Here is a 26,804-nt window from a genome sequence, read left to right on the forward strand (position 1 = left end):
ATTGTGAAAAAAATAGTTCTCTTCATACTTACACTTTTTATCGGGCTACAACAATTAGCTGCACAAAATAGAGCATTAGGAAATATTATTGGAACAAATCATTTTATACAATCAAAAATATTAAATGAAGAACGACAAATACAAATCTATCTTCCACCTAATTATAAAGATTCAAAACTAAAATATCCTGTACTTTATGTTTTAGATGGTCAACGGTTTTTTTTGTATGCAGTTAGTTTAAGTCAATCTTTCAAACAGTTTCAATTGACTCCAGAGTTTATAGTTGTTGGAATTAATACGGACTATCCAAAACGATTTCAAGATTTAGGAGATGGCAAAGAAAAGTTTATTAAGCTTCTTGAAAATAAACTTACGCCATATATTGATAATAACTATAGAACTAATAACGAAAATTTATTTTTTGGATGGGAATATGGTGCAAGCTTCGTTTTTAATACCATGCTATCAACCCCAACATTGTTTGATGTACATATCATGGCAAGTGCGTACCCAATTATGGATGAAATTGATGAATTAAATAGTGTTTCTGAACTCAATACAAACCTCTATTTTTCTGTTAGTCCTGATGAATATGATGTAAAATACAGCGCAGTTAAATTAGATTCTTTATTATCTCAGAAACCTATAGAAGGATTACAATGGTCCTTCCTAAAACTTGATATAGAACAACACCTTTCAATAGGTTATCCAACCCTGTATCATGGGCTTCGAAATTATTATAAATACTATCAGAAATTTGAAGTTGACAACCTTGAAAAGTTCATAAATGCTGGTGGTATTGACCATGCGTATCGATATACCAAAGAAAGAGCCAACAGACATGGGTTTTCTGCAGAACTTTCTCTGTGGTCTAAATTTACCATTATTAGAAGTGCCATGAGAGCAGAAGATTTTTATCACTTTGAAACACTGCTGAATTCATTGAACAAACAAGAGTTAATCAATGAGTTAGTTAATAGTAATATGGAGTATGCTGTTTCTCACTTTGCAGCCTTTTATGAAAAAAATAATCGTTTAAAAGAGGCGATTGAGTTATACAATCTTTTGCTGAAAAAGTATATCGATTCGGAAAGATTATTAAAAAAGAATTCAATAGCAGTTAAAGGCATTAAAAAAGAGTAAAATATAAATAACATAAAATGAAAAGAACGATAAAATCATTAGCAATAATAGGAATTTTTGCTATCACTTTTTCTTGTTTGGCAAACAACAATTTACGCGATAAGGATTCAGAAACAATTGACTTAATCATTGAAACAAAAGATGTTAAAATTGGAGGAACCCTAACTATTCCGACATATCTAAAAATATCATCTTTGGTTATAATGAGTTCCGGAAGTGGTGACCAAGACAGGGACGAAACATTAGAGGGTTTTAAAGTTTTTAAAGTCATAGCCGACCATCTGACCTCAAAGGGAATAGCCTCTTTCCGTTATGATGATAGAGGTGTTGGTGAAAGTACAGGTGATTTTGTTAATAGCACCATCGAAGACCATTCAAGGGATTTAGAGAATATTATGGATTATTTTAAATCCTCAGCAGCGCATCGTTTCAATAATTTTATATTATTTGGGCACAGTCAAGGTGGTATTCTTGCCGGTAAAGTAGCTGTAGGAAATGAATCTGTAAAAAAAGTAATTCTTATGGGTGCGCCAGCAGTACCGCTAATAGAGGTGGTTACTTACCAAGTAAGACAAGACTATGAGCATACAGATTTACCTAAAAATTTAATTGAAGCAGATGTGTCTGCACACAATAAATTAATGAGATCTATTGAAGATGATAAGAATATTGATAAAGCATACCATTTATTTAGAGATACTACCGAATCCATTTTGTTTGAAATGTCGTCTTCAGAAGAAGTAGTTGATAGTCTAAAAATAAAACAACAGGCTATTTCAAAAGCTGATGAATTTAAGATTATCTATGGACTGCCTTCACTAACATCTTTTCTTTATCACGATCCTTCAAAAGATTATGAACAACTAAAAGTACCGGTATTAGGTTTGTTTGGCGGGTTAGATTTTCAAGTTCCTTTTCATCAAAATAAAGATAGAATGGAAAATGCACTTCTCAAATCAGGAACAGATTATCATTTTATAACTTTTGAGAAGGCCAATCATTTTTTCCAAAAGGCAGTAACTGGGAGGAGAGATGAATATGGAACGCTTGAAAAGAAATTTGTAGATAATTTTTTGGATGAAATTTCAAATTGGATAACTAGAGATTGATTAATTATTTAATGCTATTTGAAATTAATAAACAGAATAGACTATTTAGGAAAATTGAATAGAAAGAGGTTATTTATGATTAAAGAGTATAGTTAATAGTTTTAAAATAAAAAGTTATGAAAGGAATAGTGACAGGAAGTAGTAGAGGTATTGGTTTGGCAACAGTTGAATTGTTGACTAAACATTCAGATTTTAAGGTGATTGGATCCTCTACCACAGGAAATAACCCATTAGATAACACTAATTTTAAATGCTTAAAACTTGATTTGTCTAATGGCGATTCCATTACCAAATTTGTAGAGAATTTAGAAGACGTAAAGCTAGATTTTATAGTCAACAATGCAGGCATTTTAATCGAAAAATGGGATGCTTCAGTAATTAACATGAAACAGTTAAAAAAAACCTTTGATACAAATGTATTTGGCACTATTGAACTAACTGAAAAACTCCTTCCTAGATTAAATTCTAAAGCACATATCATTAATATAACTTCAGATTGGGGGTCTTTTAGTGAATTGAATTTTGATGAATTTCAACCGCACTATAAAATGTCTAAAGCAACTTTAAATATGTACACAAAATTGTTGGCAAAAAGATTAAAAGATAAGAATATAACGGTATCGTCTTTAGATCCAGGTTGGACACAAACCGATATGGGAGGAAAAGTTGCACCTCGTTTACCTAAAGATGTCGCTGAGGATATTTTGAACTTATTAAATAATGAAGTAGAAACTGGAAAGTTTTGGCATCGAGGACAGATTAAACAATGGTAGTTAAATGAATAAGGTTTAACACTTAAATATTTTGCCTCATAATAAAAATAACATTATGAATTTTAAAAAAGTATTATTTGGGATGTTGGTTTGCATTTCAATCTCATCCTGTTCAGTGCAACAATTTGCAGTGAATACAGATACACAACCCTTTAAAAATGGAGGAAAAGTGTTTGGAGAAAAAACAAAGGAATTAACCTTTAAAAAAACAAGTGATTTACACTTGCTTGGAATCAATGTGAAAGAAAGTAATGTGGAAGCACTTGTTGAGCAAATGGATGCTGAAAAGTATACCATTGAAACAAAATCTAGTTTATGGCTTCGAATCCTTTCATTAGGAATAGTTGACCTTAAAACCGTAGAAGTGATTAAAAGAGAAGAATAACAGCCCTTGATTAATAGCATTTATTCAGATGCTCTAGGAGTTATTTCTGGAGCATCATTCTCAAAAAGTTAAATAAACATAAACAAACTTAAAATCTATAACGTGAAAGGCAATCTGAAAAAAAATTTTGTTTGTGGTGGTGTTTCTTATAACGCTATTATCACCTTACCTGATTTTTTTGAGCCCAAGCCCCAAACCATTCACTCCTGTCATTACAATGAAACCATTGGTAACACTGGAGCGGGTAAAGCTTTAGCACTTTCAAAATTAGGTTTTCATACCACGTTTCATACCTTATTTGGCGCGGATGAATACACAAATAAAGTGAAGTTGTACTTAAATCAACCTAATCTTGATGTTTTGTATGTTATTGATCCAAACGGAACAGAAAGACATTTGAATATTTTGAATTCAAAAGGTGAACGTATTTCTATTTTCACAAATCCAAGCTCTGAAAACCCATTGATTGAATATAAACAGTATCGTAAAAAGATTGAAGCATCTGATTATGTCGTAATTAATATTTCAAACTATTGCAGAAATTTTCTACCAATGTGTAAAGAATTAAATAAAGAGGTTTGGACTGATTTACATGATTACGATGGAAGTAATTCTTATCATCAAGATTTTATTGATGCATCTGATTATATCTTTTTTAGTTCTGAAAATATTAAAGGCTATAAATCATTTATGGTACAAATGATTGAAGTGGGGAAAAAACTTGTTGTTTGTACTCATGGTGGCAATGGAGCAACAATATACCCAAAAAAAAAAGAGTGGATTTATGAACCTGATCTACTAGATTTTGCTCTAATAAATAGTAATGGCGCAGGCGATAGCTTTTTCTCTGGGTTCCTTTATGCGTATTCAAATGGTAAAATAATACAAGAATGTATGAAATTTGGGGCTATTGCAGGAGCATTATGCGTTAATTCCGGTGAATTGGTTTCAGAAAATTTAAATAAAAATATACTCGAAACAAATTACCTAGAATACTATCAGATATGATATAGCAATTTTTAGAGTATTCGAACAGCTTACTTTTTAGCCACACGTTTTCTGATTCTGCTCAGTGATTCGGGTTTTATGCCTAGATAGCTTGCAAGGTGGTATTGTGGAACACGTTGTATTAAATCGGGTCTGGCTTTTAGGAGGTTTCTATAACGAGTCTCTGGGCTAGAAGTAATAAATTTTGCTAATGCGTCTTGTTGTTCACCAAAATCATCTTCCATTGACATTCTGCATAAAGATTCATATTTCGGAACGCGCTCAAATAATTCTTGCTCCTTATCATAATTTAAAACCGCTAATCTACAATCTTCAACACATTCAAAATAATGATTGGCTGGTGTTTTGTTTTTATAACTTTGCAATGATGAAATGGATTCATCTTCTACGTAAAACTCTGTGGTTCGTTCTTCACCATCAATGATATAATATTTTCTGATACATCCTTGAATAACAAAATATGAATCTCTGGAAATCTGTCCTTCCTTTAAGAGAATAATACCTTTTTTAAATTCTTTAATTGGAATACATTCAGCAAAAGCAAAAGCCTCTTCATCAGAAAGTTCAAGGTGTCTTGAGATTAATTTTACGATTTCATTTTGCATTAAATACTTATTAGCCTGGGCCAAGTTAGCAAATGTTATGTTAACAAACAACGGTCCTTGACTGCAGTATTGTTTTTTGAGTTTATGTTTGGTAGTAAGAAACAAACAACTCCAATTAAAGGAAGAAATGAACATAATTGATACACAAAACTAATGGACTTAAAGTCTGCCAATAGTCCAATGAGCGCTGATCCTATTGCAGCAACACCAAAAGCAAACCCATAAAACAACCCCGAGATCACACCTAGCTTTTGAGGTAATAATTCTTGGGCATAGGACATAATTGCAGGAAAGGCCGATGCCATTATTAATCCAATAATTACCATTAGGACATCTGTATAAAACAAATTTACATAAGGTAAGCACACTATAAATGGTGTCGCACCAAAAACAGAAAACCATATAACATATAAACGACCGAACTTGTCACCTAATGGCCCTCCAAGAATAGTCCCCAACATGTATGAAAATAAATAAAGAAAAAGATGTGTTTGCGATTGTTCAATGGTCAGATTAAATTTCTCTATTAAGTAGAAACAATAATAATTTGAAAGGCTTGCGGCATAAATAAATTTTGAGAAAATTATTAATAATAATATTCCAATTATAATTTTTAATTTCCTCTTTGAAAACGAGATGCTTGGCATTGAATGTTCGTTAAACTTGTAAGAAATCTTGGTTTCTAAATGCTTTTTATACCAAGCTGTGATTTTTTTTAGAAGAAAAAAACCGATTATTAAAGGAAGTATAAATATGTTTACATATTGTTTTGAGTTAGGTAAAACCAAAATTGTTACTAATATAGGAGCAATAGCTGTTCCTAAATTACCACCTATTTGAAATATCGATTGTGCCACTCCAATCTTTCCTCCTGAAGCCAAATTAGCAATACGACTGGATTCAGGATGAAAGATCGCTGACCCTATCCCTATTAGAATACAGGATACAATTAAGTAAGCAAAACTGAAGGCATAAGACAACAATAGGACTCCAAATATTGTTAAAACCAATCCATACATTTGTGCATAAACTTTAGGGTTTTTATCTGTATAATAGCCTACCAAAGGTTGTAAAATAGAAGCACTAAATTGAAATGCAAAGGTTATGAATCCAATTTGCCCAAAAGAAAGTTGAAAACTTTCTTTTAATAAAGGAAATATTGAAGGTATTACTCCCTGTATCAAATCATTTATAAGGTGTGAAAAACTTATTAAATAAATAATGTGAAAAGAGTTTTTTGAATCAATGACCTGCATAATTCTTCAATTTATTATATTGATTTTCAAAAAAATTAGAAATCCATCAAGAATATAGAATCTCATTGATCTTAAGTTTCTTGAAACAATAAGTTGAATGGTTTTCTAACTTTTTTTGCGCCTATAGTATGGTCCTGATTGTGTCTGTAACCTACCGGAGCAATAACAGCAGCATTGAGACCTTGAGCTTCAAGATTTAAAATTTTGTTATAAGCTTCTGGTTCAAATCCCTCCATAGGGCAAGCATCTATTTTTAATTCGGCACAAGCATTTAAAAGATTTCCAAGAGCTAAATAGGTTTGTGATTTTAGCCAACTTGTTTTTTCTTCTGGTGTTTTTTCGTTTAGTTTCTCTTTTATAAAATCGCCATAGCCATTCAATCGTTCTATATCTAAATTGCGAGTCTTTGCTGTTTGCTTTATAAAAGTGTCAATGTCTGTTGGAGATACATTTGTATAATTACAAAACACAAATAAGTGTGATGCATCTGTAATCTGACTTTGATTCCAAGACACTGGTTTTAATTGCTCTCTAATTTCAGAATTTTCAATTATCAAGATTTTATACAATTGTAATCCATAAGACGAAACCGATAATTGAATTGCTTCTTTCAGTTTTTCAATGTCATTAGCTGATACTTTTTTTGAGCTATCGAATTTTTTTGTGGCATAGCGCCAGTTTAAATTTTTAATAAGTTCCATTTTGTTTAATTTTTTAATTCGTAATTTTTCATTGTAAAATCGACCGTAAAACCAAGTTGTTCATACATCCCTTTTGCCATTTTTGAAGCTTGCAAAGTGGCATATTCGGCATCTGACCGCATGGCTTCATTTAATATGTAATGCATAATTTCTTTAGCATATCCTTTTCCTCGGGAATTTGTCGGAACCCCTAAACTATGGATACCTGCAACCCGATTGGTTTGATGTAAAATAATAGTTCCAACAGGCTCTTTGTTATCGAAGGCTAGGTAGTATTTTATGCTAGGCATGGTTTTTAAAACAGTGTCCTTGCTAATTAAATAACCAAAAGAGTTTTTGAATGTTTGGCTCCAAATCTTAGCTTCGGTCTCACTGGTTACCATCGTAAATTCAAGCCTGGTAGGTTGCGGAAACGACTGGGAGAGTTTTAAGCTCATGCCAGGCAAAGCCGAAGTTAATTTAAAACCGAAATCTTCAATAAGGTCATCGTGATTGGTATCTGAATGTTCAAAAGTTGCAAACCGAATTTTAAGATCTGAGTGCTGTATAAAATCTCGTATACTTTTTACTATTTCGATTGTAAGGTCCTGATTGGACCATATTTTGTTGGGCCACTCCGAATGGTTTATAAGGCTATAGCTAATTACATTATCTGTAGCAAATCCAGTAAAAGGTTTACCTGCCATAGCCCAGAGGTTGGTTAAATTGTTAATATTAGTTTTTACTGTGTTCATCTTTTCTGTTATTTAGTATTTATTAGTACAATGCCAATTAGCATTGCTAAAGTTCCTATAAGCCTTTTGGTCGTGATGGGTTCAACGGGTAAATTGAGCCAACCAAATTTTCCTGCGATTAACGAAAAGATAAGTTGTCCGCAGAGCCCAAGAGCAATCATTCTAGAAATACCTATTTTAGGAATGGTGTAGAAGTAGATAGAAATTCCAATGACGCTAAACAATCCTCCAATAAACCATAAATACCAAGGAACTGATGTTGTAATGATAGACTGGATACTTCCTTTTTCAAAAAAAAACAAAATTATGATTCCGAAGACAACACTACTTATCGAAGTTGATATTACAGCAAGTAAGGGTTGTTTTAGAATACTTCCTAACTGAGAATTGAAGCCTGCTTGAATAGCTAAAAATACACCTCCTGTTAATGCTAAAAACGTTAATATATAAAGTCTCATAAGTCATGAATTAGTCCCATTTGTTATTCGTTGATATGGCAAATTTCCCAGCTCCAGTAAAAATTAAGGCAATTCCAAAAATCATATAAATGAAAATAGGTCCAATTGCCCAACCTCCAAATTCATTTAGCTTTAGTAAGTTTGGAAGTTGTACCATTAGTATGGCTGCAAAACAATTTATAGCAAAAACAAGGCCTGCTAATTTTGTTCTAAATCCAAGGATAATGAGAATGGGTGCGATGATTTCTCCAATGTAAATACCATATCCAAGAAAGGACGGTAGCCCATGTTGGGTAAATAAATCTTTAATAAAATCAATATCATATATTAATTTGGTTATTCCATATATTAACATGGTAAATGAGATACCTATTCTTATAATAAGTAATCCGATGTGCTGTTTTGTGTTCATAATTTTAATGTTTAAAAGTTATATTTTATAAATAATCCAAAGTTTTCAAGAGTTTTTTCTGCTTTGGCAAATTGGTCTAGATTTATTGCTATTCCTGTAATAAGTCGTTCCTTTTTAACGACAACACGTAGCTGTTGAATACCTCTATTTAACTCTTTTAAATTGGTATTAACTACCACAAATAGATTTACATAAGCTTGGATATTTTTAGTCAGGCTTAGCGTATAATTCATAGATAGAGTTTGCTCTAGAGTAAATCCATTTTGATAGGTGCTACCTATAGCATAACTCAATTTAAATTCTGGAACTGTGTATTGGTATTGTGAAGTAAGGGTAACAAATGCTCCGGGATTTTTAATACCAAAAGCTATATTTGCTTTGAAGTGATTATTCAATTTATATGACAACATGTTTCTAATAAAAAAAAATGTTGTTATTATCACCGTTATAATCTGTATCAAACAAGGATATATTATTTATAGACCATGTGTCATTAAAGCGATATCCAATAAAATGCTGATAAGTAATAGAACGATTTCCTATTACCAACTCAGGAGAGAAATCAACATTTTGTGCATTTGAAACTAATATTCCAAATAGTATATATACCAATAAGTTTATTAATCGTAACATAACCCATTTATTATTGTATGGGTCAAAATTAGAGAGAGGTTAGAAGAAAAAACTTAAGGTACCTTAAGAATGTAATTAGGAGTGTTTTTTTCGTAAATAGCTTAAAAATTCTGGAGTGACCCCAAGGTAAGAAGCAATGATGTATTGAGGTACGCGTTGTTCAATATTTCGATACGATTTTCTGAAATTATCATATCGTTCATAGGCATCATCGCTCATGCTGTCGATGACACGTTCTTGAACAGCAACATAGGCATTTTGAATTTTAATCCTAAAGAAATTAGAGATTTCAGGCACTTCTATATAAAGTTTTTCTAATTCAATTCTTGGTAATTGTATGAGTATTGTATTTTCTAATGCTTGAACATACATTCTAGATTGTTTCCTACTTAAATAACTGTATAAGTCATTTATCCACCACTCTTCAATGCCTAATTGTAAAGTGTGTTCTTGAGCATTTTCATCCAAATAATAACTACGCATGGAACCTTGAACAATAAAATTCATAGTATCTGCCGTTTCTCCTGGTTGAATCAAAAATTCTTTTTTTTTGAGTTCTTTGAATTGAAGAATAGAAATTAATTTTTCAACACCAATCGTATCAAGAATAACATCCTGATTGATGTGACTAAGAAGTAATTTTATGTGATGGTTAACGTTCACTATTTAATAATAGTATATTTTCTTTTTATTATTTTCAAAAATACAAAACTTATTATTTTTCGAAAATCATCTTATGCAAAAAAAACAATGTAATCAATCCCGCAGGAACAGATAACGAGGTATTTGTTCTATTTAACCCAATAAAACCTATCTTTGAGCCTATTTGCTCATAATAAATTCATAAACACACGTTACCAAGAAACAAAATATATTTTTTTGACGGAGCAGCATAAATGAAAGCAATCTTATAAGTCAACTTACTACACCTTATAAGGTATAAATACAGTGATATTAAAATATTTACACCCTTTAAGGTATAATTATAAAATAAATCACTATATTGTACCCATAAAGGTATAACATAATGGAATGGGATAGAGAAAACACCATAGCCCAATTTATAAGGGATAGACGTAAAAAAGCAAATCTAACACAAGTAGAGTTATCGGACTTTACAGGTGTAGGCTTGCGTTTTGTACGCGAACTCGAACAGGGAAAACCAAATGTAATGACCGATAAAGTAAATCAGGTACTATTATTTTTTGGTCACACACTAACACCAACACCTATAAGCGATGAGACAAGGAGAAATCTGGGTAAATAAAACGTTAGCTGGTATATTAACCGAGGACGATAATGGCTATCATTTCAAATATGACAAAGCATATCTAGAAAATGAAAGCACATTAGCAGTGAGTTTAACGTTACCATTACAAGAAGAACCGTTTAGTGCCGAATACCTATTCCCTTTCTTTGATGGTTTAATTCCAGAAGGCTGGTTATTAGACATCGCACATAAAAATTGGAAAATTAATCCAAGAGACCGCATGGGATTATTATTAACCACATGTAGAGATTGTATTGGCAATATTAGCATTATAGAAAAAGTATGAACTACTGTTTAGCATGTCATAAAAAACTAGAAGATGGTGATCTAAACTACCATCAAAACTGTCTAACAGCATTTTGGCAAGAAGACACACCTGTACTAAAATTAGAGTATGAGATGTCTCAAATCGAAGCGTTGGCAAAAGAAAACGTAGCACAACGCATCATTGTTACCGGTGTACAACCAAAATTATCATTAGGTTTCACACAAGAAAACGCTCAAAATCGCTTAACCATTGTAGGTGCATTAAATGGTAGGTATATTTTAAAACCACCATTTCATATGTATCCACAAATGCCCGAAATTGAAGCGCTATCCATGTTATTAGCACAAGCTTGTGGTATAGCAACAGTACCTTTTTTATTAATCCCATTAAAAGATGGCGCTTTAGCCTATTTAACCAAGCGTATAGATCGTACTGCCAATAATGAAAAGTACCCAATGGAAGATGCCTGCCAATTCACAGAGCGTCTTACAGAACATAAATATCGTGGATCTTACGAGCAAATTGCAAAGGGCATTATAACCTATACACAAAACCCTTTACTGGATGCCGTAAAATTTTATGAGCAAGTTATTGTTTCTTTCCTTATTGGAAATAACGATATGCATTTAAAAAACTTTTCACTCATTGCAAAAGACAGTAAACACTTTGCATTAGCACCAGCCTATGATATGGTAGCGGTTAAATTATTAATTCCAGAAGACCAGGAAGAATTAGCGCTAAACCTCAACGGAAAAAAGCGAAAAATCAAACGTCTAGATTTTAACGAAGCCATGGCCAAAGCACAAATACCTACAAAGGCTATTGAAAACCTTTGGAATCGTATAGAAAAAGGTATGCAACAGTGGCTAGAATTAATAAATAATAGCTTTTTAAGTTCAGAACAAAAAGAAATATTTAAAGAGCTAATTGAAACAAGAGCAAAACAAATCAATTTAAGCTATGTTTATTAGATAAATGCTTCCAAAATTTTGGAAAATAGTATGGCATAGAAGAACTTTTGGATGCAGTAAATGAAGTATTAACAGATTATAGTTCACTAGTATTCAAGTAAAGCAATTATGCAAAAATATTGCATTTATGAGGAGTTCAGCGTGTTATGATGCACCAATTGAAACAATTAAAGGGCTAAACGGAACCCCTTAATATCACTGATAAAACAATTAATGCACCGGACTTTGAGTACATGGACAATTACTAATTCCTTGTAGAAAATCTAACCCTATTGTAATTACATGGGTTCCTGAATTAAATCTTGCTAAATCATTGATTGTAACTTGATAGGCATATCCAAAATAGAATATAGATTTTTTAAAACCCATCATAGGCCCCACATTTAAAGGCTTAAAAAACTGGTCATTAAGAAAACGATAAGATATACCTGCCCAATAGTAATCTTCATTTCTATTATACTTTCTGAATTTAAAATTTAAATCTGTACTTGAACGTCTGTCACTACTAAACATTTGATAGTAAACAGAAGGCTCAAATTCTAAATTGCTCTTTTTAGGACCATTAAATACATAGCCAGAATAAATTTGATAGTTTAAAAGTAAGTTAGGCTCAGCTTTTCTAAGATCATTGTCAAAATTCTTGTCTAAAATATTATTGGCGTTGAAACTAAAGAAGAACCCTTTATTTCTATACAGCAAACCTACATCAAAATTATTATTTGTTGTTGCTCTATCATCTGTAACAAACGGATCTATTATTGGGTTCTCATAAGTAGTATTAAAATTGTTGATATCAATTTTAAAATGGTTAAGATTATATGAAATTCCAAATGACAAATATTGCTTAGAATAGTAATCTAAAATTATATGATGTGCAAAAGAAAATTTAGCACCTGTTTGTATTGTATTTCCGTTTCTGTCATTATAAAAAGAGATCCCTATTCCTGTACGATCTGCAATTCTAAAATCTGCATAAAATGATTGATTATCTGGCGCTCCCTTTATGCCAACCCATTGGGTTAGTCCATTTGCCCTAATTTTTAAATTGTCTCCTATACCTGCATAAGTTGGAGAGACAACAAAATTATTATCTGCCAAATACTGTGTAAATACTGGCAAATTAAGTTCTTGACAATAACTTTTAGTTATTAGCAAAAGAAATAGATATATGATTAATTTTCGCATTATTCTTTTTTAAAAATTAGAGGACATAACCAATAGTTTTATTACCTATACAGTGTAAAATGACCAACAAATTCTCTATCATCTTTCGGATCATTAAGTCTTACAACATACCAATAATCTCCTGTTGGAAGCTCAATGCCATTATACTTACCATCCCATTTTTCACCTACGCGTAAAGTTGCAATTTTTCTTCCATATCTATCAAAAATATCAAAAGTTAAATCTTTATACTGACTTGTACAACCAGGTCCCCATTCATCTAAATTGCCATCATCGTTTGGAGTGAAATAATTTGATATACAAACATCAATATACTCAAAATACCCTGTAGCTGTTGCAACACAACCAAAACTATCTGTTACAGTAACAGTGTAGTTACCAGATTCGTATATAATGAAAGTGTTTGTGCTTCCGTAAGATTCTCCATTCAATGTAAATTCATAATCTCCAGAACCGCCAGTAGCAGTTGCTAAAATCTCATTTAGTCCTCCATTACTCAATGCCAATGTTAAAGGTTCGTACTGAGTAATATCAAAAGTTGGTGTTTGTTTTATACATCCATTAGTGTGTCTAACATCAATATAGTGACCTAAACCAGATGGCACATCTGTAAATATGTTACTTGATTGATATGGTCCTCCATCTAATGAGTATTCTAAATCTGATGGATTTGTAATACTTTCATCAACAGTTACAGTAACTGTATTTCCGGAAACATTATTAACGCATCCGTAATCCACAGAAACCTGTGGATTTATTAATACAGATTCTGGGAATGTAATATTCCATTCTGATTCACAACCAAAATTATCTCTTACATAAACAATATGATCACCACCGCTTAAGTTTGTGAAATCAAACTGTGTTTGTGTTGGCGCACCAATTGTATAAGTTCCATTAATATCATCTAAAGCTACGCTATAAGGTAAATTTCCACCAGAAACCTCAATACTAAACGAGCCATTCATATCGCCATTACACATTTCAGGAATGATAGAATTTGGAACAATACTTATTGATACTGGAACAGGTTCATTAACAACAAAATCAAAAACCACATAACATCCCAACTGATCTTGTGCAATAGCTTGGTAATTACCAGGTGCTAGATTATCGAAAATTGGATCATCAAAAAATTGATTTAATTGTGGTGAAATTGCGTATTGAATTAAACCACTTCCTCCTGTTGCAGTTATTTCTAATATACCATCATTACTACCAGCACAAACAACATCGGTTACATTATAAGTTACTTCTAATGGTAAATTAGGTTCTGTTATAGTAACAGGTGCAGAAGTTATTAAACAATCTCCACTCTCAACTTGTACTTGATATGTTCCAATAGGAAGTTCAGTAAATACACCTGGACTATTTTGGATTGCTCCAGAAATATCATTTCCAGAACCATCTTGCAATGTGTAAACATAATTTCCTAATCCACCTTGAGCTGTTGCTACAATAACACCTGTACTTTCTCCAGCACAATTAATAGTAGCATTTGTAGTATCTAAATCAACTATTAAAGCTGGCAATGGATCTACAGTGATTTCATTAGAAACAGCAGCTAAACAGCCATTGGCATCTCTAACATAATAACTATAAGTTCCTACAGGTACAGAAAATGTAATATCTGAAGCAAATGAACCTAAAACTGGACTAAATGAAGCATTATCACTATACTCATACATACCTGTACCACCAGTTGCACTTAAAGTTAAAGTGGTTTCGGTTAAACAAGTTTGTGATGAAGCTTTTACTAAGTTTGCTTCAATTTGTGTTGGTTCTGCAATAACAATATCTGCACTTGTAAAGGCGCAATTATAACCATCGGTTACTGTTACATTATAAGTTCCAGCTCTTAAACCTGTAAATACGGGTGATAATTGAGGACCAGAAGAACTTACAGTTGGAGAAACCATATTAAGAGTATAAGTATAATTACTTCCTTGTCCTCCTGTTACATTACTAACTGTTATTGTGGCATTTGTATCTCCAAAACAAGTCAACAAAGTAGTACTTGGCGTAACATTTGCATTTATTGGTAACGGATTGGTTAAAACAACATTTACTGTTGCCACACAACCTTTGCTATCTCTAACACTAACCGTATAATTACCTGCTGTTAAACCGGTGAAATTAAATTCTGAGCTATAGGCTGTAATTACTGCTCCACTAGTTAAAGCTAACTGGTATTCGTAACCACCTGGCCATCCACCAGAAGCACTTGCAGAAATAGTTCCGTCGTTATAACCACTGACGCATGTAATTTCTGTGTGGGTTTCTGCAATTCCTAATGCTGCATTAGGTGCTGTAATAGTAAAGTTTTTAGTTACTGTACAGTACGGTGTATTTATTAAGGTAGCAATTATAGAATATGTTCCTGAAGCTAAACCATTGATGGTAACTGGTCCCGCATTGGCAGTTGTTCCAGTTTGTACAGGATTTACTAAATCAGTTACATTAAATACTTGATAACTAAATGGTCCTGACTCGTCTATAGGTGTTGGTATACGATCAATAAAAGTTACATCAACACTTCCATCGTTATCACTAAAACAAGTTACATCTACAACATTATCTATATTAAGATCAAATGTATTTGGATCGTTTACATAATGATTAGTTTGTAAACTACAGCCTGTATCTAAATTCACGACAGTAATTAAATAGTTACCAATTGGCAATCCTGTAAATATACCTGTAGAATTTGTTTGACCATAAACTCCACCTATTACTGCACCATCAATGTCTTCAACGGTAAATTCAATATTTGCAGGTGTACCTCCAGTAGTTGTTACAGAAACTGTAATATCTTCATCATTAGTACAAGTAATAGCATTATCTATAGTTATATCTAATGTATCGATACTTATAAATGGTTGAATAGTAGCTGTAGTAGTTCCTGAACAACCTTTATCATCATATACATTAATTGTATAGTTACCTCCTAATAAATCCGCTTCAGTATATACATTATTAGAACCTGACTGAACAATGGTTCCTCCTTTTATAAATTCATAAATTGTGTAGTTTCCAGAACCTCCAGTAACACCATTTACAGTAATAGTAGCAAAATTAGTTGTATTTGTATCTGCTGTACAGGCATATTCTACCACTACTGGTGCTGGAACATTCATAACATTAGGCTCACCAACAGTTTCTTGTTGAGTTAAAGTACAGTTTCTTCCAGAGGTTACCGTAATATCATACGTACCCATAGGTAATCCTGTAAAGACATTTGATGTTTGAGACGGAACCAATACGGGTCCACTTGTTATCTCATAAGTATAGATTGGATTATCATTACTTGCTGGTAAATTTACCGTTATACTACCATCACTACCACCATTACAACTCACGTCGGTTGGAGTTGTAGTAAAGGTCACTGGTGTTGCTGCATCTAATGTTACATCGATATCTTTTGTACATAGCGTTACTGTATCGGTAATAGTAACTGTGTAAGTTCCCGATGATACTCCTGAAATTACATTTCCAGAAACCAATCCTACATTAGGACTAATTGCATAACTATAATTTCCAGAACCTCCTGCACCAGTTACAGTAATAACACCATCATTATCCGAACAACTTGGCAACGTAGTTACTGAAGCCGAAAGATCTAAAGCAGGATAAATGGTAATTGAAGTTCCGCTAACTGCAGTACAACCATTTCCGTCTCTTACAGTTACAAAATATGTTCCAGGAGTTGAAACTGTAAACGTAGGACTTGATTGAAAACCATTTCCAATTGAATATTCAAATGGTGAAATTCCTGTTGTACCAGTTACAGTAAACGTATATGGATCGTTTGTTAAATTACATTGATTTGAAGCTAACGTTGGAACAGTTACTGTTGGTAATGGATCTGTAGCTATAACAACATCTATTTGATTGCTACAATCATTACTATCAAGAACCCAAACATCCCAATCTAAACTAGTTGCCGGATCTAAAATTGCAAAAGAACTACTAGTATAATCTGATGCACTAGGAGCATCTCCATCAACAACAAAAGCATATTGATAAGGAGGTGTTCCGCCATTAGCAGTTACACTTACTTGTGCACCAAAGTTACAATTTGCTTTAATATTTGAAGCTTCAACAAGGGACAATACAGCAGGTTCATTAACTGTTACTGTGAATGTATCTGTACACCCTGTAGTTTCATCAGTCACTATAATGGTTTGATCTCCAACAGACAATCCTGTTAAAGAAATGGTTGTTAGCGTTTGTCCTGATCCTGTTGGTACTCCATTAATTGAATAACTATATGTTGAAGCAAAATTAGATACCGTAAAATCTACAGCACCATTTGATTCAGCATTACAATTAACATCACTAACCAATAATCCTGACACTGTAATATTTGTAACAGGAACCACTGTGAAAGATTCTGTATAATAACAGCCATTCGCATCAGTAACCGTGAATACATACGTATCTGGAGCTAAACCTGTAAATACATTCGAAGCTTGTGGTCCAACTGCAATAGGTGAAATTATTTCATATGATAATGGTGCTATACCATTTGTAGCAGTTAATGTAACATCGCTTGTTGTAGATATACATGTCACAGGTGTTGATGAAAAATCTAAATCTGTTGGCGTATCTAAAGCAGGAATAACAACATCAATTGGAGTAACAATAATACATCCATTTGCATCTTTTATATAAGCAGTTACTGTTCCAGCTGCATAAGTAGTATAGGTGTTTGTTGATGTATAATTTAATCCACCATCAAAACTATAAGTATATGGTGCTGTTCCACCACTTCCTGTTATGGTTACAATAGCTGGTTGCGTTGCGTTGCCAGTACCACAAGTTAATCCTTGAGTTAAATCACCAGTTCCATCTACTAAAGTTGGTTCTGTTATTGTAACTTGGGTTACTGCTGAATCACAATTTTTGCTATCTCTTACAATAACATCATAAGTCCCTTGTGATAAACCACTAAATACATTTGATGGTTGGAATGTAACTCCATTATCAATACTATATTGATATGGAGCTATACCATCTGCTGCAGTAATTATAATACTACCATCTGCACTACCATTACAGCTCACATTAGTTTGAGCAAATGTAAATGTTGGTGTTGTTTTTGGAGTTACCGTAATAACATTAGAGAGAGCCTGACAACCTTGAGAATCGGTTACCCTAAATTGATAAGTTCCGTCTATCGTTGCTGTATATGGTGTACTTGCTAATACATAAGCCCCACCATTAAAACTAACTTCATATGTGTTATAAACTCCTGTTCCACCACTTGCTGTTAAAGTAATACTTGCATCAACCAAACATGTTAAATCTTGGGTTAAATCTGCATCTAGTAATAATGGAGGTTGAACTACATAAGAATCTGATGCAACACATCCATTGGCATCTTTTACACTTACTGTATAAGTTCCAGCTGAATTAATTGTAAACGTTGGGCTAGATTGATAAGCACCACCAATACTATAGGTTAATGGAGCTACACCTGTTCCTGTTAACGTTATATTAAACGGTGTTCCATCAAAACATTGTTGTGGTACTGGATCAATGGTTGGCTCAGGATCTTTTATTAAACTTACAGGAGCTAATTTTATACAACCATAAGCATCCTTAACATAAACAATATAATCACCAGCTGCGGCTGTAAACGTGTTTGATGTAATCCAACCAGCATCAGTTGCTATTGGTGCAGGATCAGAAGACAATAATAATTGATACGTATAAGGTGCTGTACCATTGCTTGCAATAGCAGTAATAACACCTAACTCGTTACAGTTTTCGTTTCTAGAAACTGATGCAGAAATAGTTAAATCGATAGTAGATTCTTTAATCTCAAAAATTGCTGATGCTGACTTACATCCATTATAAGCACCAGTTCCATTTTCGGTAAATACTATATAATATTGACCTGCAGATAATGTACCTGGAGATGGGGCAGTAATGGTTTCTGGTGTGCCAAAAGTAACAGGCACATTAACCGGTGCTCCAAGTGATATATTATTATAGGCGGTGAAAATTTCATAATCAACCGAAGTTGTTGTGCTATCAAAACCATCAATAGTAAATGTTACACTTCCATCATTTTCACCTAAGCAAGTAATATTATTTGGAATAACTGATGACGTTAACGTAGAGGCTGGAGCAATTGGTGAATCTGCAGACTTAACAAAATAACAATCTGTATCAAGATCATGAACAACAAATGTATAAACAACTCCTGGAGTTAAATTTGTAAATGTTTTAATACTTCCACCCGGAGTATCTGGCCCTACAAAAGTGGATGTATAAGGTGAATAATTAAATTCTAAAATTCCGAACTCGTAATTACCACTTCCTACCATTGAAATAGCTTCAACAGTAGCAGTTCCTCCATTAATACAATCAGAAGAGACTGTGGTGACGTCTATATCTAAATCTGAAGGAGGAGATGCCATTGTTATTTGCTTTGTTAAACTACAACCATTTGCATCAATAACATTAATTGTATAGATTCCGAAGTTTATAATATCAAAAGTATGGTCTTCATTTGATGTAGCTGAATATGGATTGCCAACTATTAAATCACCAAAATTATTTGTAATATAATATGTAAAAGGAGCTGTGCCACCTGTAACATTTTCTACCGTAATTGAACCTAAACTAGATCCTCCTAGAGCACTACAAGTTATATCAACCTTAACCAAATCAAAATCTATAACATTTGGCTCAACTATTACAATAGTTTCTGTATCAGTACAACCTCTTGCATCTGTAACCGTGATAGTATAATTCCCTGCTGCCAATCCTGAGGTTTGTGTTCCATAATCTGTACCTGTTGTATCATTATGAACATTTATTACAAAAGGTGGGAATCCGAAGTTTGTATCAATATTTACGACTATTGCTGCTGTTTCTTCTCCATTACATGAAATATCTTGTGTTTGAGAAACATTTAAAATCACAGGATTTACAGTATCTGTAACTGTAATTACATTGGTTTGTTGAGTACATCCATTTGCATCGGTAATTTCAAACTGATAATCTCCAGCTACAGATGTTGAAAATGTAAATGTAGACCCTGTTACAGTAGCAGTTCCACTACCTTGAATAGTTGCTATTGTATAAGGTGCATTACCACCAGAAATAGTTCCATCAATTGTTGCTTCGGCTGGAGCATCACACGTTAAATCTTTTGTTAAAACAGCATTGACTGTAATGGGTGCAAAAACGTCTGTTTGTGTCGCACTAGTAGCAGTACAACCATTTCCGTCCTTTATTGTTATTGTAAAACTTCCTGCCGCATTTACTGTAAATGTTGGACTAGATTGGTATGATGCTCCACCATTTATACTATATGATAATGGTGCCACACCAGTTCCTGAAACTGTAAAGGTAAATCCAGAAGTAACTGTACATTGATTCGATACTGATGGTGCAGTTACTGTTGGCAATGGATCTTGTACTACGGTTACTGTTGTAGTTGCTGTACAACCATTAGCGTCTTTTACATAAACATCCCAAACTAAATCTACTCCATTATTGGTGTTAACATTTATAACATTGCTGTTATAATAAGTTATTGGTGCAGCAGCTCCTGAAATCACAGCAGCATAAGTATAATTTGGTGTTCCTCCTGTAGCTATAACTGTAATTTGAGATTCAAAATTATTACAATGTACATTAGTTGCTGTTGCTGTTAAACTAACAGGATTTGCTGGTTCTGAAATAGTAATAGTTTCAGTTGCAGTACAGCCTGTAGTTGTGTCGGTTACTTCTAAAGTATAACTTCCCGCTACTAAACCTATTACATCTATAGTATTTCCAGATTGACTTAAAGTTCCTGTATTAGGGGACAAAGAACTTGTATAGGTTCCAGAATTACCAGAAACTGTAAATTGAATGGCTCCGGTATTATCTCCATTACACAATGCGTCACTTAGTTTTAATCCTGTTACTGCAATTGGAATAACTGGATTTATATTGTATGATTCTGTATAATAACATCCATTAGCATCAGTCACTCTAAAAATATAAGTTCCTGGAGTTAATCCTGTAAATATATTTGAATTTTGTTTTGCAATAATGATTGGTGAAGGAGCTATAGTTTCATATTGTAATGGTCCTACTCCGTTTGTAGCCGTTAAAGTTACTGTTGATTCTGTTGCTAAACAGGTAATATCTGTAGCAGCAAAATCTAAATCTGTTGGTGGATCTAATCTTAATATTGTTAAAGAACCACTATTAGTACATCCGTTAGCATCTTGAACGGAATACGTAATTAATTGGTCTGTACCATTATCATTTACTGTTAATGTATTATTTGAACTATAGCCAGAACCGTTAAAACTATATAAATATGGAGCTGTTCCAGTTGTTGGAACATCAATAGTTACTATTGCAGATTGTGCTGTATTACTAGTGCTGCAAGTAAATGCTGTTGCACTTGCAGAAGCAACTAAAACTGTTGGTTGTGTTAAAGTTACAGTGCCATCAAAAATACATTCGTTAGCATCTTGAACTTGGTAAGAATATGTACCCGCAGCTAATCCTGTATATAATGATGTTACTGTAAAACTACTTCCATTAAAACTAAACATATAAGGTCCTACTCCACTAGCTGGTATTATTTGCACCGAACCGTTAGAGTCTCCGTTACAACTTGGATTTACAGTTGTTGTAGTTGCTGTTGGATTTATTTTTGGACTGATTGTAATTACATTTGATACAACCTGACAGCCATTAGCATCTGTTACTTGGAACTGATAATTTCCATCGACAGAAGTTGATAATGTAAATGTATTTCCTGTTAAGTTAATTGTTCCTGTACCTTGAATTAAAGTTACTGTATATGGTGGATAACCATCTGAAATAGTTCCAGAAATGACTGCGTCTGGGTTAGAAGTACAATCCAACTCTTTAGTTAAAGTTACATCTATACTTACTTGTGTTGCTATTGTTTCTGCAGGCAAAGTAACTTCACATCCATAAGCATCTCTAACTGTTATAACATAAGAACCTGGAGTTAAATTAGTAAAGATTGGGTTTGATTGAAATGCACTTCCATTAATACTATACTCATAAGGTGCTTGACCTCCTGAAGCCGAAACCTCAAGTGTGGCGCCATTAATAGCATCATAGCAATAATCTGCATTAATTATTGATGCTGTTGGTGGATTTGGATTTTGTAAGCTAATTGTGGTTGTAGCTGTACAACCATTAGCATCTGTAGCTCTTATTGTATAATCTCCTGCTGGAATATTTGTTAAAATACCATTCGCTAGGAAATTATTCACTAAAGCAAGTGAAGCATCTAGCAGTTCATATGAATAAGCCGGTGTTCCTCCTGTTGCAGTTGTAGTAACCGTCGACCCATTAAGACATGTTATTGGCGTTGCAGATGCTGAAACTTCCAATAAAGTTGGTGCTGTAATATCTTGTTGTAATGTTGCATCACAAATACCATCAGAGTTTTGGTCATAACGTACTATAATAGTATAACTGCCAACACCTAATCCTGTAATTGTATAAGGTGATGTTAATTGTGTATTCCAAGTTACACCATTATCAATAGAATATTGATAACCTATTGTAGTATCAAAATTTTGAGCAGCAATAGTTATGGTTCCATCTGTATCGCCTGAACAGTTAACATTACTAGCTGTAACTATATCTGCGGTAAATGCATTTCCTGGTTGGATAACAAAAGGAAAGTCTACTTGCTCAATACATGTTTTTGGTAATTGAAATACTTTTATATCATCTATAACAGTATCATTACCATAATACTGAACACTTCCAGAACGTATTACAAAAGTTAAATTGGTATTATTTCCTGGGTTAAGTGTTACTGTTTTTAAATTCCATTGTTCATTTTTAGGTATAATTCCTGTATACTGCTCCGCTATTACATTACCAGAACCATCTACTAATTGTATTCTAAAATCTGGATCATCACGATCTGCTTTTACAGTTCGCATTAAATTAGCTACATATAAATCAACCTGAATATCTTGATAAGGAATGACATCTGAAATAGGTTTACTGTATAGAACTCCGTAAGGTCCAGCAGCAGAACCAATATTTACTAATAAAAATCTTCCATTTGGATCGGTTCCATTAGTAGTATGATCCTTAAAGTGATACCAAGCTCCTGTATTATTTGCTGTTGGATCATCTGACCTCCAAAAAAAGCTTGCTACAGAATACTGATTATCTTCAACAGAGCGTGTTCCACAAGTATAAGGAGCATTTACTCTTTGATCGTTGAAACAATATGCGCTTGCAATTCCGGGCGTTGTTGTAGGGGCTCCACTACCAAAATCTTCATTTAATAAATTACTGTAAGTTGGTACTGTTTGCAATTGATAAGTCACACTAATAGTATGATTTCCTTCAGGAACATTTAAAAATGTTTTAGGATCTGCAGTATTTGGATTTTCTACACCATCTAATAAATAACCATAAGTATATGAAAGTGTAGCATCGTTATTAACTGTTACTGTTGTATTACCGGTTCCATCACAATTATAATCTGTATCCGAAATACTTATCGATGGTGAAGCTGGTTCTGGTTCTATAATTATACCAGGCATGGCATAAATACAACCATTGGCATCGCGTATATATAAGGTGTATGTTCCTGCAGAAACATATGCTTCATTAGTTGTTACCCATGTTGCTTGATTATCAAAACTGTATTCATATGGAGGTGTTCCTCCTTGTGGATTTGTTATACGTACTTTTCCTTCTCCATTAGGACCACAACCTGCTAATTCAGACACTCCACCAGAGGCTGTTAAAGCAAACTGTGGTTGAGTTATAATAACGTCTTCAGCAATACTTAAACACTCAATACCATTCAATGAATACTTAATCATCGTTTGATAGGTTCCTGCAGTAAGGTTTGAAAATGTTGGGTTTAAACTGAAAGTTGTACCATTATCAATACTATATTCTACAGTATAACCATTGGCATTAGTTACATTAAAAGTAATAACTCCACTATTATCACCAAAACACAAAATATCTGTTGATGAAACTGAAAATACTGGAGCCGGAATAGCATCAACAGTTATTGATGTAGTTGCACTACAATTATTTGAATCTACAACTGTAATATCATAAACTCCAGCAGTTGACACTGATATTATTGGTGTATTTTGAAAATCTGTTGTACTATTTACATAATAAAGATAAGGCGGTGTACCACCAACAGGATAAACTGTTATTTCTCCATCAGTACAAGTTAAAGGTGTTGTAAGTGCCGCTGTAACAGTTAATACCGGTGGATTAATTATTTCTATATCGCCCGTAAAAGTACAACCATCATCAGTTGAAACCGTATAGGTATAAATCCCTGGATTAAGATTAGCAAAAGTATAATCACTTTCTAAAATTGGCCCAACACTATTAACAAGCGTTCCACCTAATGAAATACTATAAAAATATTGTGGTAGCGCGTCATTTACAGCTAATTTAATGCTTCCCTTATCTCCGTTACAATATGGTTGAGTAACAAATTCCGCTACACTTACGTCTCTTTCCCTTACATATATACTTGGGGTTTCAAAAATACAAGGATTTGTATCTACTTCAATTTGTCTGATATATACTGTATAATAATTAGGTGTATTGATAGTAAACACATTTGATAACTGATATGGACCGTTAGGATCTAAACTATATTCATATCCACTAGGAACACCTCCAACTGTAATCTCACCAGGGGTAGTACAAATTATATCTTTAGCAGTAACTGTAGGGTTTAATAAGTTTTTATAAACATTAAAATAGAAAATACTAAAGCATCCTCCAGGATAATTTATAACAAGCCTAAATTGGCCAGAAGTATCTGCTACATAATTAGGCCCTGTTGCCACTTGGTTCCATGTACAGGTTGGATTTTCATTAGCACAATCATCAATTGTCATTTCAGCACAGCTGGTTTCATCTAGTTTCTGCCAAATAATTGACACAGCATCACTAATACCCGTAGTTATAGAACGTGAGGTATTACCACCACATAAAAATATATACGGCAATACTTTACCATCGTTAGGACAGATTGGTAACAAATCGGCAAATGGAATAACTGGGTTTGTAATGGTATTTCCATAAGGTATAACATGTATAACTTCATCTATAGATATACAAGTAGATGATGTTATATCAGTTACATAATAAGTTCCAGTAGCTGTAGCAGTATATGTTTGACCAGTACCAATTACAGGAATACCTGTTGGACTTGTTGACCAAGAATAGCTGTCATAACCATCAGCAGCTTTTAATTCTACACTGTTACCACAAAGCACTTCATTCTTTTCGAAATTACAATTAGAAATATCCACTAAAAAGTTAGTAGATCCAGGAACTCCAAGACATTCTACTGTAGCAAAACTACCTTCATCTTGTATAACAGTAGGATTAATTACACCTCTATACGTTGCAAAGGCTTGGTTTTTGATTTCATTAGAACATGCTTGACTTAAATCATAACAATTAGGCACCACTTGAACAGCTATACGAATCACAAAACTAGGATCGTTAACTTCTACTGAAGAATCTGGAATTTTAAAAATAAGTGTTCTAGTAACAGGATCGTACGATTGTAACGTTGCGCCTCCTGCATTACTTAAATCAATATCAGTTAAAGGATCGAAAACAATATTATCTGGAAGAATATCCTTTATAGTAAATTCTGTTACATTATCATTTCCAACACTTTGATAGGTTATTTCATAAAATAAATTTTGCCCAAGATACACATCATCCCCATCAATATCATCTCCTGAAGTATCTACCACAATTTTGGTTAAATCTATCTCTGGTGCAATAATATCAACAGCAAAAGCACTAAAAAATGCAAAAATAGGGTCTGCTTGTCCCTGTGCTACTTGCAACCTAAAATCTGCTGAAGACACATTATTCTTAATAAATTCTGGTTCAGCATCTAATATTTCCAAAAATCCTGTATCATAACCCAAAGTATTATCGCTCATAGGATTTCTTGGATTTGACACACCATTTGTGTTCTCTATTACAGAACCAAAAAACTTATTAGCAGATCTTAATGGAGTAGTTACTTCTTTACCATTAATTTCTAATTTGGTAGCTCTTTTTGTTCTATCCCCATCTAGAGCAGCATAAGCAAATTGCAAATCAATATGCGATGGATTTGGAGGTGTTGTAAACCCTGTAACCGGAACTGTTTCTTGATGCCCATCATAAATATGACTAAATCCATCAAATGAGGTGAATGATTTAGTGTGCAAACTTGGGTCTTCATAAATCACAAAGAGTGTCCAACCTGCTGATAAACCAGTTGAATTATTAAGTCCCAAACTAGACATTACATTTGCAACCGTATAGGTTCCTTCAATATCTGATAAACTAGACAATAAATTAGTAACATCAGCGTAACAGGCATAAGGTGTATTTCCGGGTTCATTAGCATTTGCTATAATAGGACTCACAATTGCATCATAAACAATCTCACCAGTAATATCATTGTATGTTGAACTACCAGGCAACTTAAACTTTATTTTATTTATATCTGTTCTACTTCCACTTTGAAGCATTGCAGCCCAATACAAACCCGCATAAGCAACCCTGTAACATGTTGTAGCACTACCATCTTCATGATTAGACAATAAAAGATCTGCATTACTGGAACTAAATGTTGAAGCATCAGAATCAATATCAATATATTGCATTGATATATCTTGGTTATCTTTTGTTACATCATTAAAAGGAAGATTATCTTTACTAAGAATATTGTTTCCAATAACAAGCATACTACCTTTTACATCTATATTTTTTCTTATAGAAAAAGTCTTGTAGGTTTGAGCTATACTAGTAAAACTTAATAGTAAAGTTATAAAAACGAGAATAGATTTAAAAAAAGTAGTTTTTTTCATATTA

The 26,804-nt window shown here is 33.2% G+C and carries 19 protein-coding genes; 8 read left to right on the forward strand and 11 right to left on the reverse strand.

Going from position 1 to position 26,804, the window contains the following annotated elements; all coding sequences use genetic code 11:
• Nucleotides 1–3 precede the first annotated feature (3 nt).
• From V8G69_RS12040 to V8G69_RS12060, 5 genes are all read left to right on the forward strand, one after another.
• Nucleotides 4–1,143 carry an alpha/beta hydrolase gene (locus V8G69_RS12040; protein ID WP_394882216.1) on the forward strand — a complete coding sequence of 380 codons (1,140 nt, stop codon included), beginning with the start codon at nucleotides 4–6 and terminating at the stop codon, nucleotides 1,141–1,143.
• A 17-nt stretch (nucleotides 1,144–1,160) separates the two neighbouring features.
• A complete protein-coding gene (locus V8G69_RS12045) occupies nucleotides 1,161–2,252 on the forward strand; it encodes an alpha/beta hydrolase family protein (RefSeq protein WP_394882218.1) in 1,092 nt (363 codons plus the stop codon).
• Between the two features lie 116 nt (nucleotides 2,253–2,368).
• Entirely contained in the window at nucleotides 2,369–3,025 is a 657-nt protein-coding gene (locus tag V8G69_RS12050; protein ID WP_394882220.1) for an SDR family NAD(P)-dependent oxidoreductase, read from the forward strand.
• A 55-nt stretch (nucleotides 3,026–3,080) separates the two neighbouring features.
• Nucleotides 3,081–3,410 carry a hypothetical protein gene (locus tag V8G69_RS12055; RefSeq protein WP_394882222.1) on the forward strand — a complete coding sequence of 110 codons (330 nt, stop codon included), beginning with the start codon at nucleotides 3,081–3,083 and terminating at the stop codon, nucleotides 3,408–3,410.
• Nucleotides 3,411–3,512: 102 nt separating this feature from the next.
• Nucleotides 3,513–4,418 (forward strand): carbohydrate kinase family protein, encoded by a 906-nt coding sequence (locus V8G69_RS12060; RefSeq protein WP_394882224.1) that lies wholly within the window; start codon nucleotides 3,513–3,515, stop codon nucleotides 4,416–4,418.
• 29 nt (nucleotides 4,419–4,447) lie between these two features.
• Here V8G69_RS12060 and V8G69_RS12065 read toward each other — a convergent pair whose 3' ends face one another.
• The 9 genes from V8G69_RS12065 to V8G69_RS12105 all read right to left on the reverse strand — a co-directional run bounded on the left by V8G69_RS12065 (nucleotide 4,448) and on the right by V8G69_RS12105 (nucleotide 9,880).
• Nucleotides 4,448–5,023 (reverse strand): Crp/Fnr family transcriptional regulator, encoded by a 576-nt coding sequence (locus tag V8G69_RS12065; RefSeq protein ID WP_394882226.1) that lies wholly within the window; start codon nucleotides 5,021–5,023, stop codon nucleotides 4,448–4,450.
• A 35-nt stretch (nucleotides 5,024–5,058) separates the two neighbouring features.
• Nucleotides 5,059–6,279 (reverse strand): MFS transporter, encoded by a 1,221-nt coding sequence (locus tag V8G69_RS12070; RefSeq protein ID WP_394882228.1) that lies wholly within the window; start codon nucleotides 6,277–6,279, stop codon nucleotides 5,059–5,061.
• Nucleotides 6,280–6,350: 71 nt separating this feature from the next.
• Nucleotides 6,351–6,980, reverse strand: coding sequence for an NAD(P)H-dependent oxidoreductase (locus V8G69_RS12075; protein WP_394882230.1), 630 nt, complete (start codon nucleotides 6,978–6,980; stop codon nucleotides 6,351–6,353).
• Between the two features lie 5 nt (nucleotides 6,981–6,985).
• The gene (locus V8G69_RS12080; RefSeq protein ID WP_394882232.1) at nucleotides 6,986–7,714 is read right to left on the reverse strand and encodes a GNAT family N-acetyltransferase; all 729 of its coding nucleotides are present in this window, start codon (nucleotides 7,712–7,714) and stop codon (nucleotides 6,986–6,988) included.
• Between the two features lie 8 nt (nucleotides 7,715–7,722).
• Complete coding sequence (locus V8G69_RS12085; RefSeq protein ID WP_394882234.1) at nucleotides 7,723–8,172, reverse strand: DMT family transporter; 450 nt, start codon at nucleotides 8,170–8,172, stop codon at nucleotides 7,723–7,725.
• Nucleotides 8,173–8,182: 10 nt separating this feature from the next.
• The gene (locus tag V8G69_RS12090) at nucleotides 8,183–8,584 is read right to left on the reverse strand and encodes a DoxX family protein (RefSeq protein ID WP_394882236.1); all 402 of its coding nucleotides are present in this window, start codon (nucleotides 8,582–8,584) and stop codon (nucleotides 8,183–8,185) included.
• A gap of 11 nt (nucleotides 8,585–8,595) precedes the next feature.
• Nucleotides 8,596–8,979 carry a hypothetical protein gene (locus V8G69_RS12095; protein WP_394882238.1) on the reverse strand — a complete coding sequence of 128 codons (384 nt, stop codon included), beginning with the start codon at nucleotides 8,977–8,979 and terminating at the stop codon, nucleotides 8,596–8,598.
• A 19-nt stretch (nucleotides 8,980–8,998) separates the two neighbouring features.
• Nucleotides 8,999–9,217 carry a hypothetical protein gene (locus V8G69_RS12100; protein WP_394882240.1) on the reverse strand — a complete coding sequence of 73 codons (219 nt, stop codon included), beginning with the start codon at nucleotides 9,215–9,217 and terminating at the stop codon, nucleotides 8,999–9,001.
• Between the two features lie 75 nt (nucleotides 9,218–9,292).
• Entirely contained in the window at nucleotides 9,293–9,880 is a 588-nt protein-coding gene (locus tag V8G69_RS12105) for a Crp/Fnr family transcriptional regulator (protein WP_394882241.1), read from the reverse strand.
• A 364-nt stretch (nucleotides 9,881–10,244) separates the two neighbouring features.
• On the opposite strand from V8G69_RS12105, the gene V8G69_RS12110 reads away from it, so the two are divergent.
• From V8G69_RS12110 to V8G69_RS12120, 3 genes are read left to right on the forward strand one after another with little or no spacing between them, the layout of a single operon-like run.
• Nucleotides 10,245–10,484, forward strand: coding sequence for a helix-turn-helix transcriptional regulator (locus tag V8G69_RS12110; RefSeq protein WP_394882243.1), 240 nt, complete (start codon nucleotides 10,245–10,247; stop codon nucleotides 10,482–10,484).
• The gene (locus tag V8G69_RS12115; RefSeq protein ID WP_298288860.1) at nucleotides 10,456–10,773 is read left to right on the forward strand and encodes a HipA N-terminal domain-containing protein; all 318 of its coding nucleotides are present in this window, start codon (nucleotides 10,456–10,458) and stop codon (nucleotides 10,771–10,773) included. Before V8G69_RS12110 ends, V8G69_RS12115 begins: the two co-directional genes overlap by 29 nt.
• On the forward strand, nucleotides 10,770–11,726 hold the full coding sequence (locus tag V8G69_RS12120) for a HipA domain-containing protein (protein WP_394882245.1): 957 nt from the start codon (nucleotides 10,770–10,772) through the stop codon (nucleotides 11,724–11,726). The genes V8G69_RS12115 and V8G69_RS12120 overlap by 4 nt, the downstream gene beginning before the upstream one ends.
• Before the next feature lie 210 nt (nucleotides 11,727–11,936).
• On the opposite strand, the gene V8G69_RS12125 is transcribed toward V8G69_RS12120, so the two are convergent.
• Together V8G69_RS12125 and V8G69_RS12130 are read right to left on the reverse strand one after the other, a co-directional pair.
• Nucleotides 11,937–12,911, reverse strand: coding sequence for a type IX secretion system membrane protein PorP/SprF (locus V8G69_RS12125; RefSeq protein ID WP_394882247.1), 975 nt, complete (start codon nucleotides 12,909–12,911; stop codon nucleotides 11,937–11,939).
• Nucleotides 12,912–12,952: 41 nt separating this feature from the next.
• A complete protein-coding gene (locus V8G69_RS12130; RefSeq protein WP_394882249.1) occupies nucleotides 12,953–26,800 on the reverse strand; it encodes a T9SS type B sorting domain-containing protein in 13,848 nt (4,615 codons plus the stop codon).
• Between the last annotated feature and the right edge of the window lie 4 nt (nucleotides 26,801–26,804).

Source organism: Gaetbulibacter sp. M235 (genome assembly GCF_043876835.1).
Taxonomy (GTDB): domain Bacteria; phylum Bacteroidota; class Bacteroidia; order Flavobacteriales; family Flavobacteriaceae; genus Yeosuana.

Excerpts from the sequence above, each read along its gene's own strand:
- V8G69_RS12045 (WP_394882218.1), top strand. The coding sequence starts at position 1,161 with ATGAAAAGAACGATAAAATCATTAGCAATAATAGGAATTTTTGCTATC.
- V8G69_RS12050 (WP_394882220.1), top strand. The coding sequence starts at position 2,369 with ATGAAAGGAATAGTGACAGGAAGTAGTAGAGGTATTGGTTTGGCAACA.
- V8G69_RS12055 (WP_394882222.1), top strand. The coding sequence starts at position 3,081 with ATGAATTTTAAAAAAGTATTATTTGGGATGTTGGTTTGCATTTCAATC.
- V8G69_RS12065 (WP_394882226.1), bottom strand. The coding sequence starts at position 5,023 with ATGCAAAATGAAATCGTAAAATTAATCTCAAGACACCTTGAACTTTCT.
- V8G69_RS12070 (WP_394882228.1), bottom strand. The coding sequence starts at position 6,279 with ATGCAGGTCATTGATTCAAAAAACTCTTTTCACATTATTTATTTAATA.
- V8G69_RS12075 (WP_394882230.1), bottom strand. The coding sequence starts at position 6,980 with ATGGAACTTATTAAAAATTTAAACTGGCGCTATGCCACAAAAAAATTC.
- V8G69_RS12080 (WP_394882232.1), bottom strand. The coding sequence starts at position 7,714 with ATGAACACAGTAAAAACTAATATTAACAATTTAACCAACCTCTGGGCT.
- V8G69_RS12085 (WP_394882234.1), bottom strand. The coding sequence starts at position 8,172 with ATGAGACTTTATATATTAACGTTTTTAGCATTAACAGGAGGTGTATTT.
- V8G69_RS12090 (WP_394882236.1), bottom strand. The coding sequence starts at position 8,584 with ATGAACACAAAACAGCACATCGGATTACTTATTATAAGAATAGGTATC.
- V8G69_RS12100 (WP_394882240.1), bottom strand. The coding sequence starts at position 9,217 with ATGTTACGATTAATAAACTTATTGGTATATATACTATTTGGAATATTA.
- V8G69_RS12110 (WP_394882243.1), top strand. The coding sequence starts at position 10,245 with ATGGAATGGGATAGAGAAAACACCATAGCCCAATTTATAAGGGATAGA.
- V8G69_RS12115 (WP_298288860.1), top strand. The coding sequence starts at position 10,456 with ATGAGACAAGGAGAAATCTGGGTAAATAAAACGTTAGCTGGTATATTA.
- V8G69_RS12120 (WP_394882245.1), top strand. The coding sequence starts at position 10,770 with ATGAACTACTGTTTAGCATGTCATAAAAAACTAGAAGATGGTGATCTA.
- V8G69_RS12125 (WP_394882247.1), bottom strand. The coding sequence starts at position 12,911 with ATGCGAAAATTAATCATATATCTATTTCTTTTGCTAATAACTAAAAGT.
- V8G69_RS12130 (WP_394882249.1), bottom strand. The coding sequence starts at position 26,800 with ATGAAAAAAACTACTTTTTTTAAATCTATTCTCGTTTTTATAACTTTA.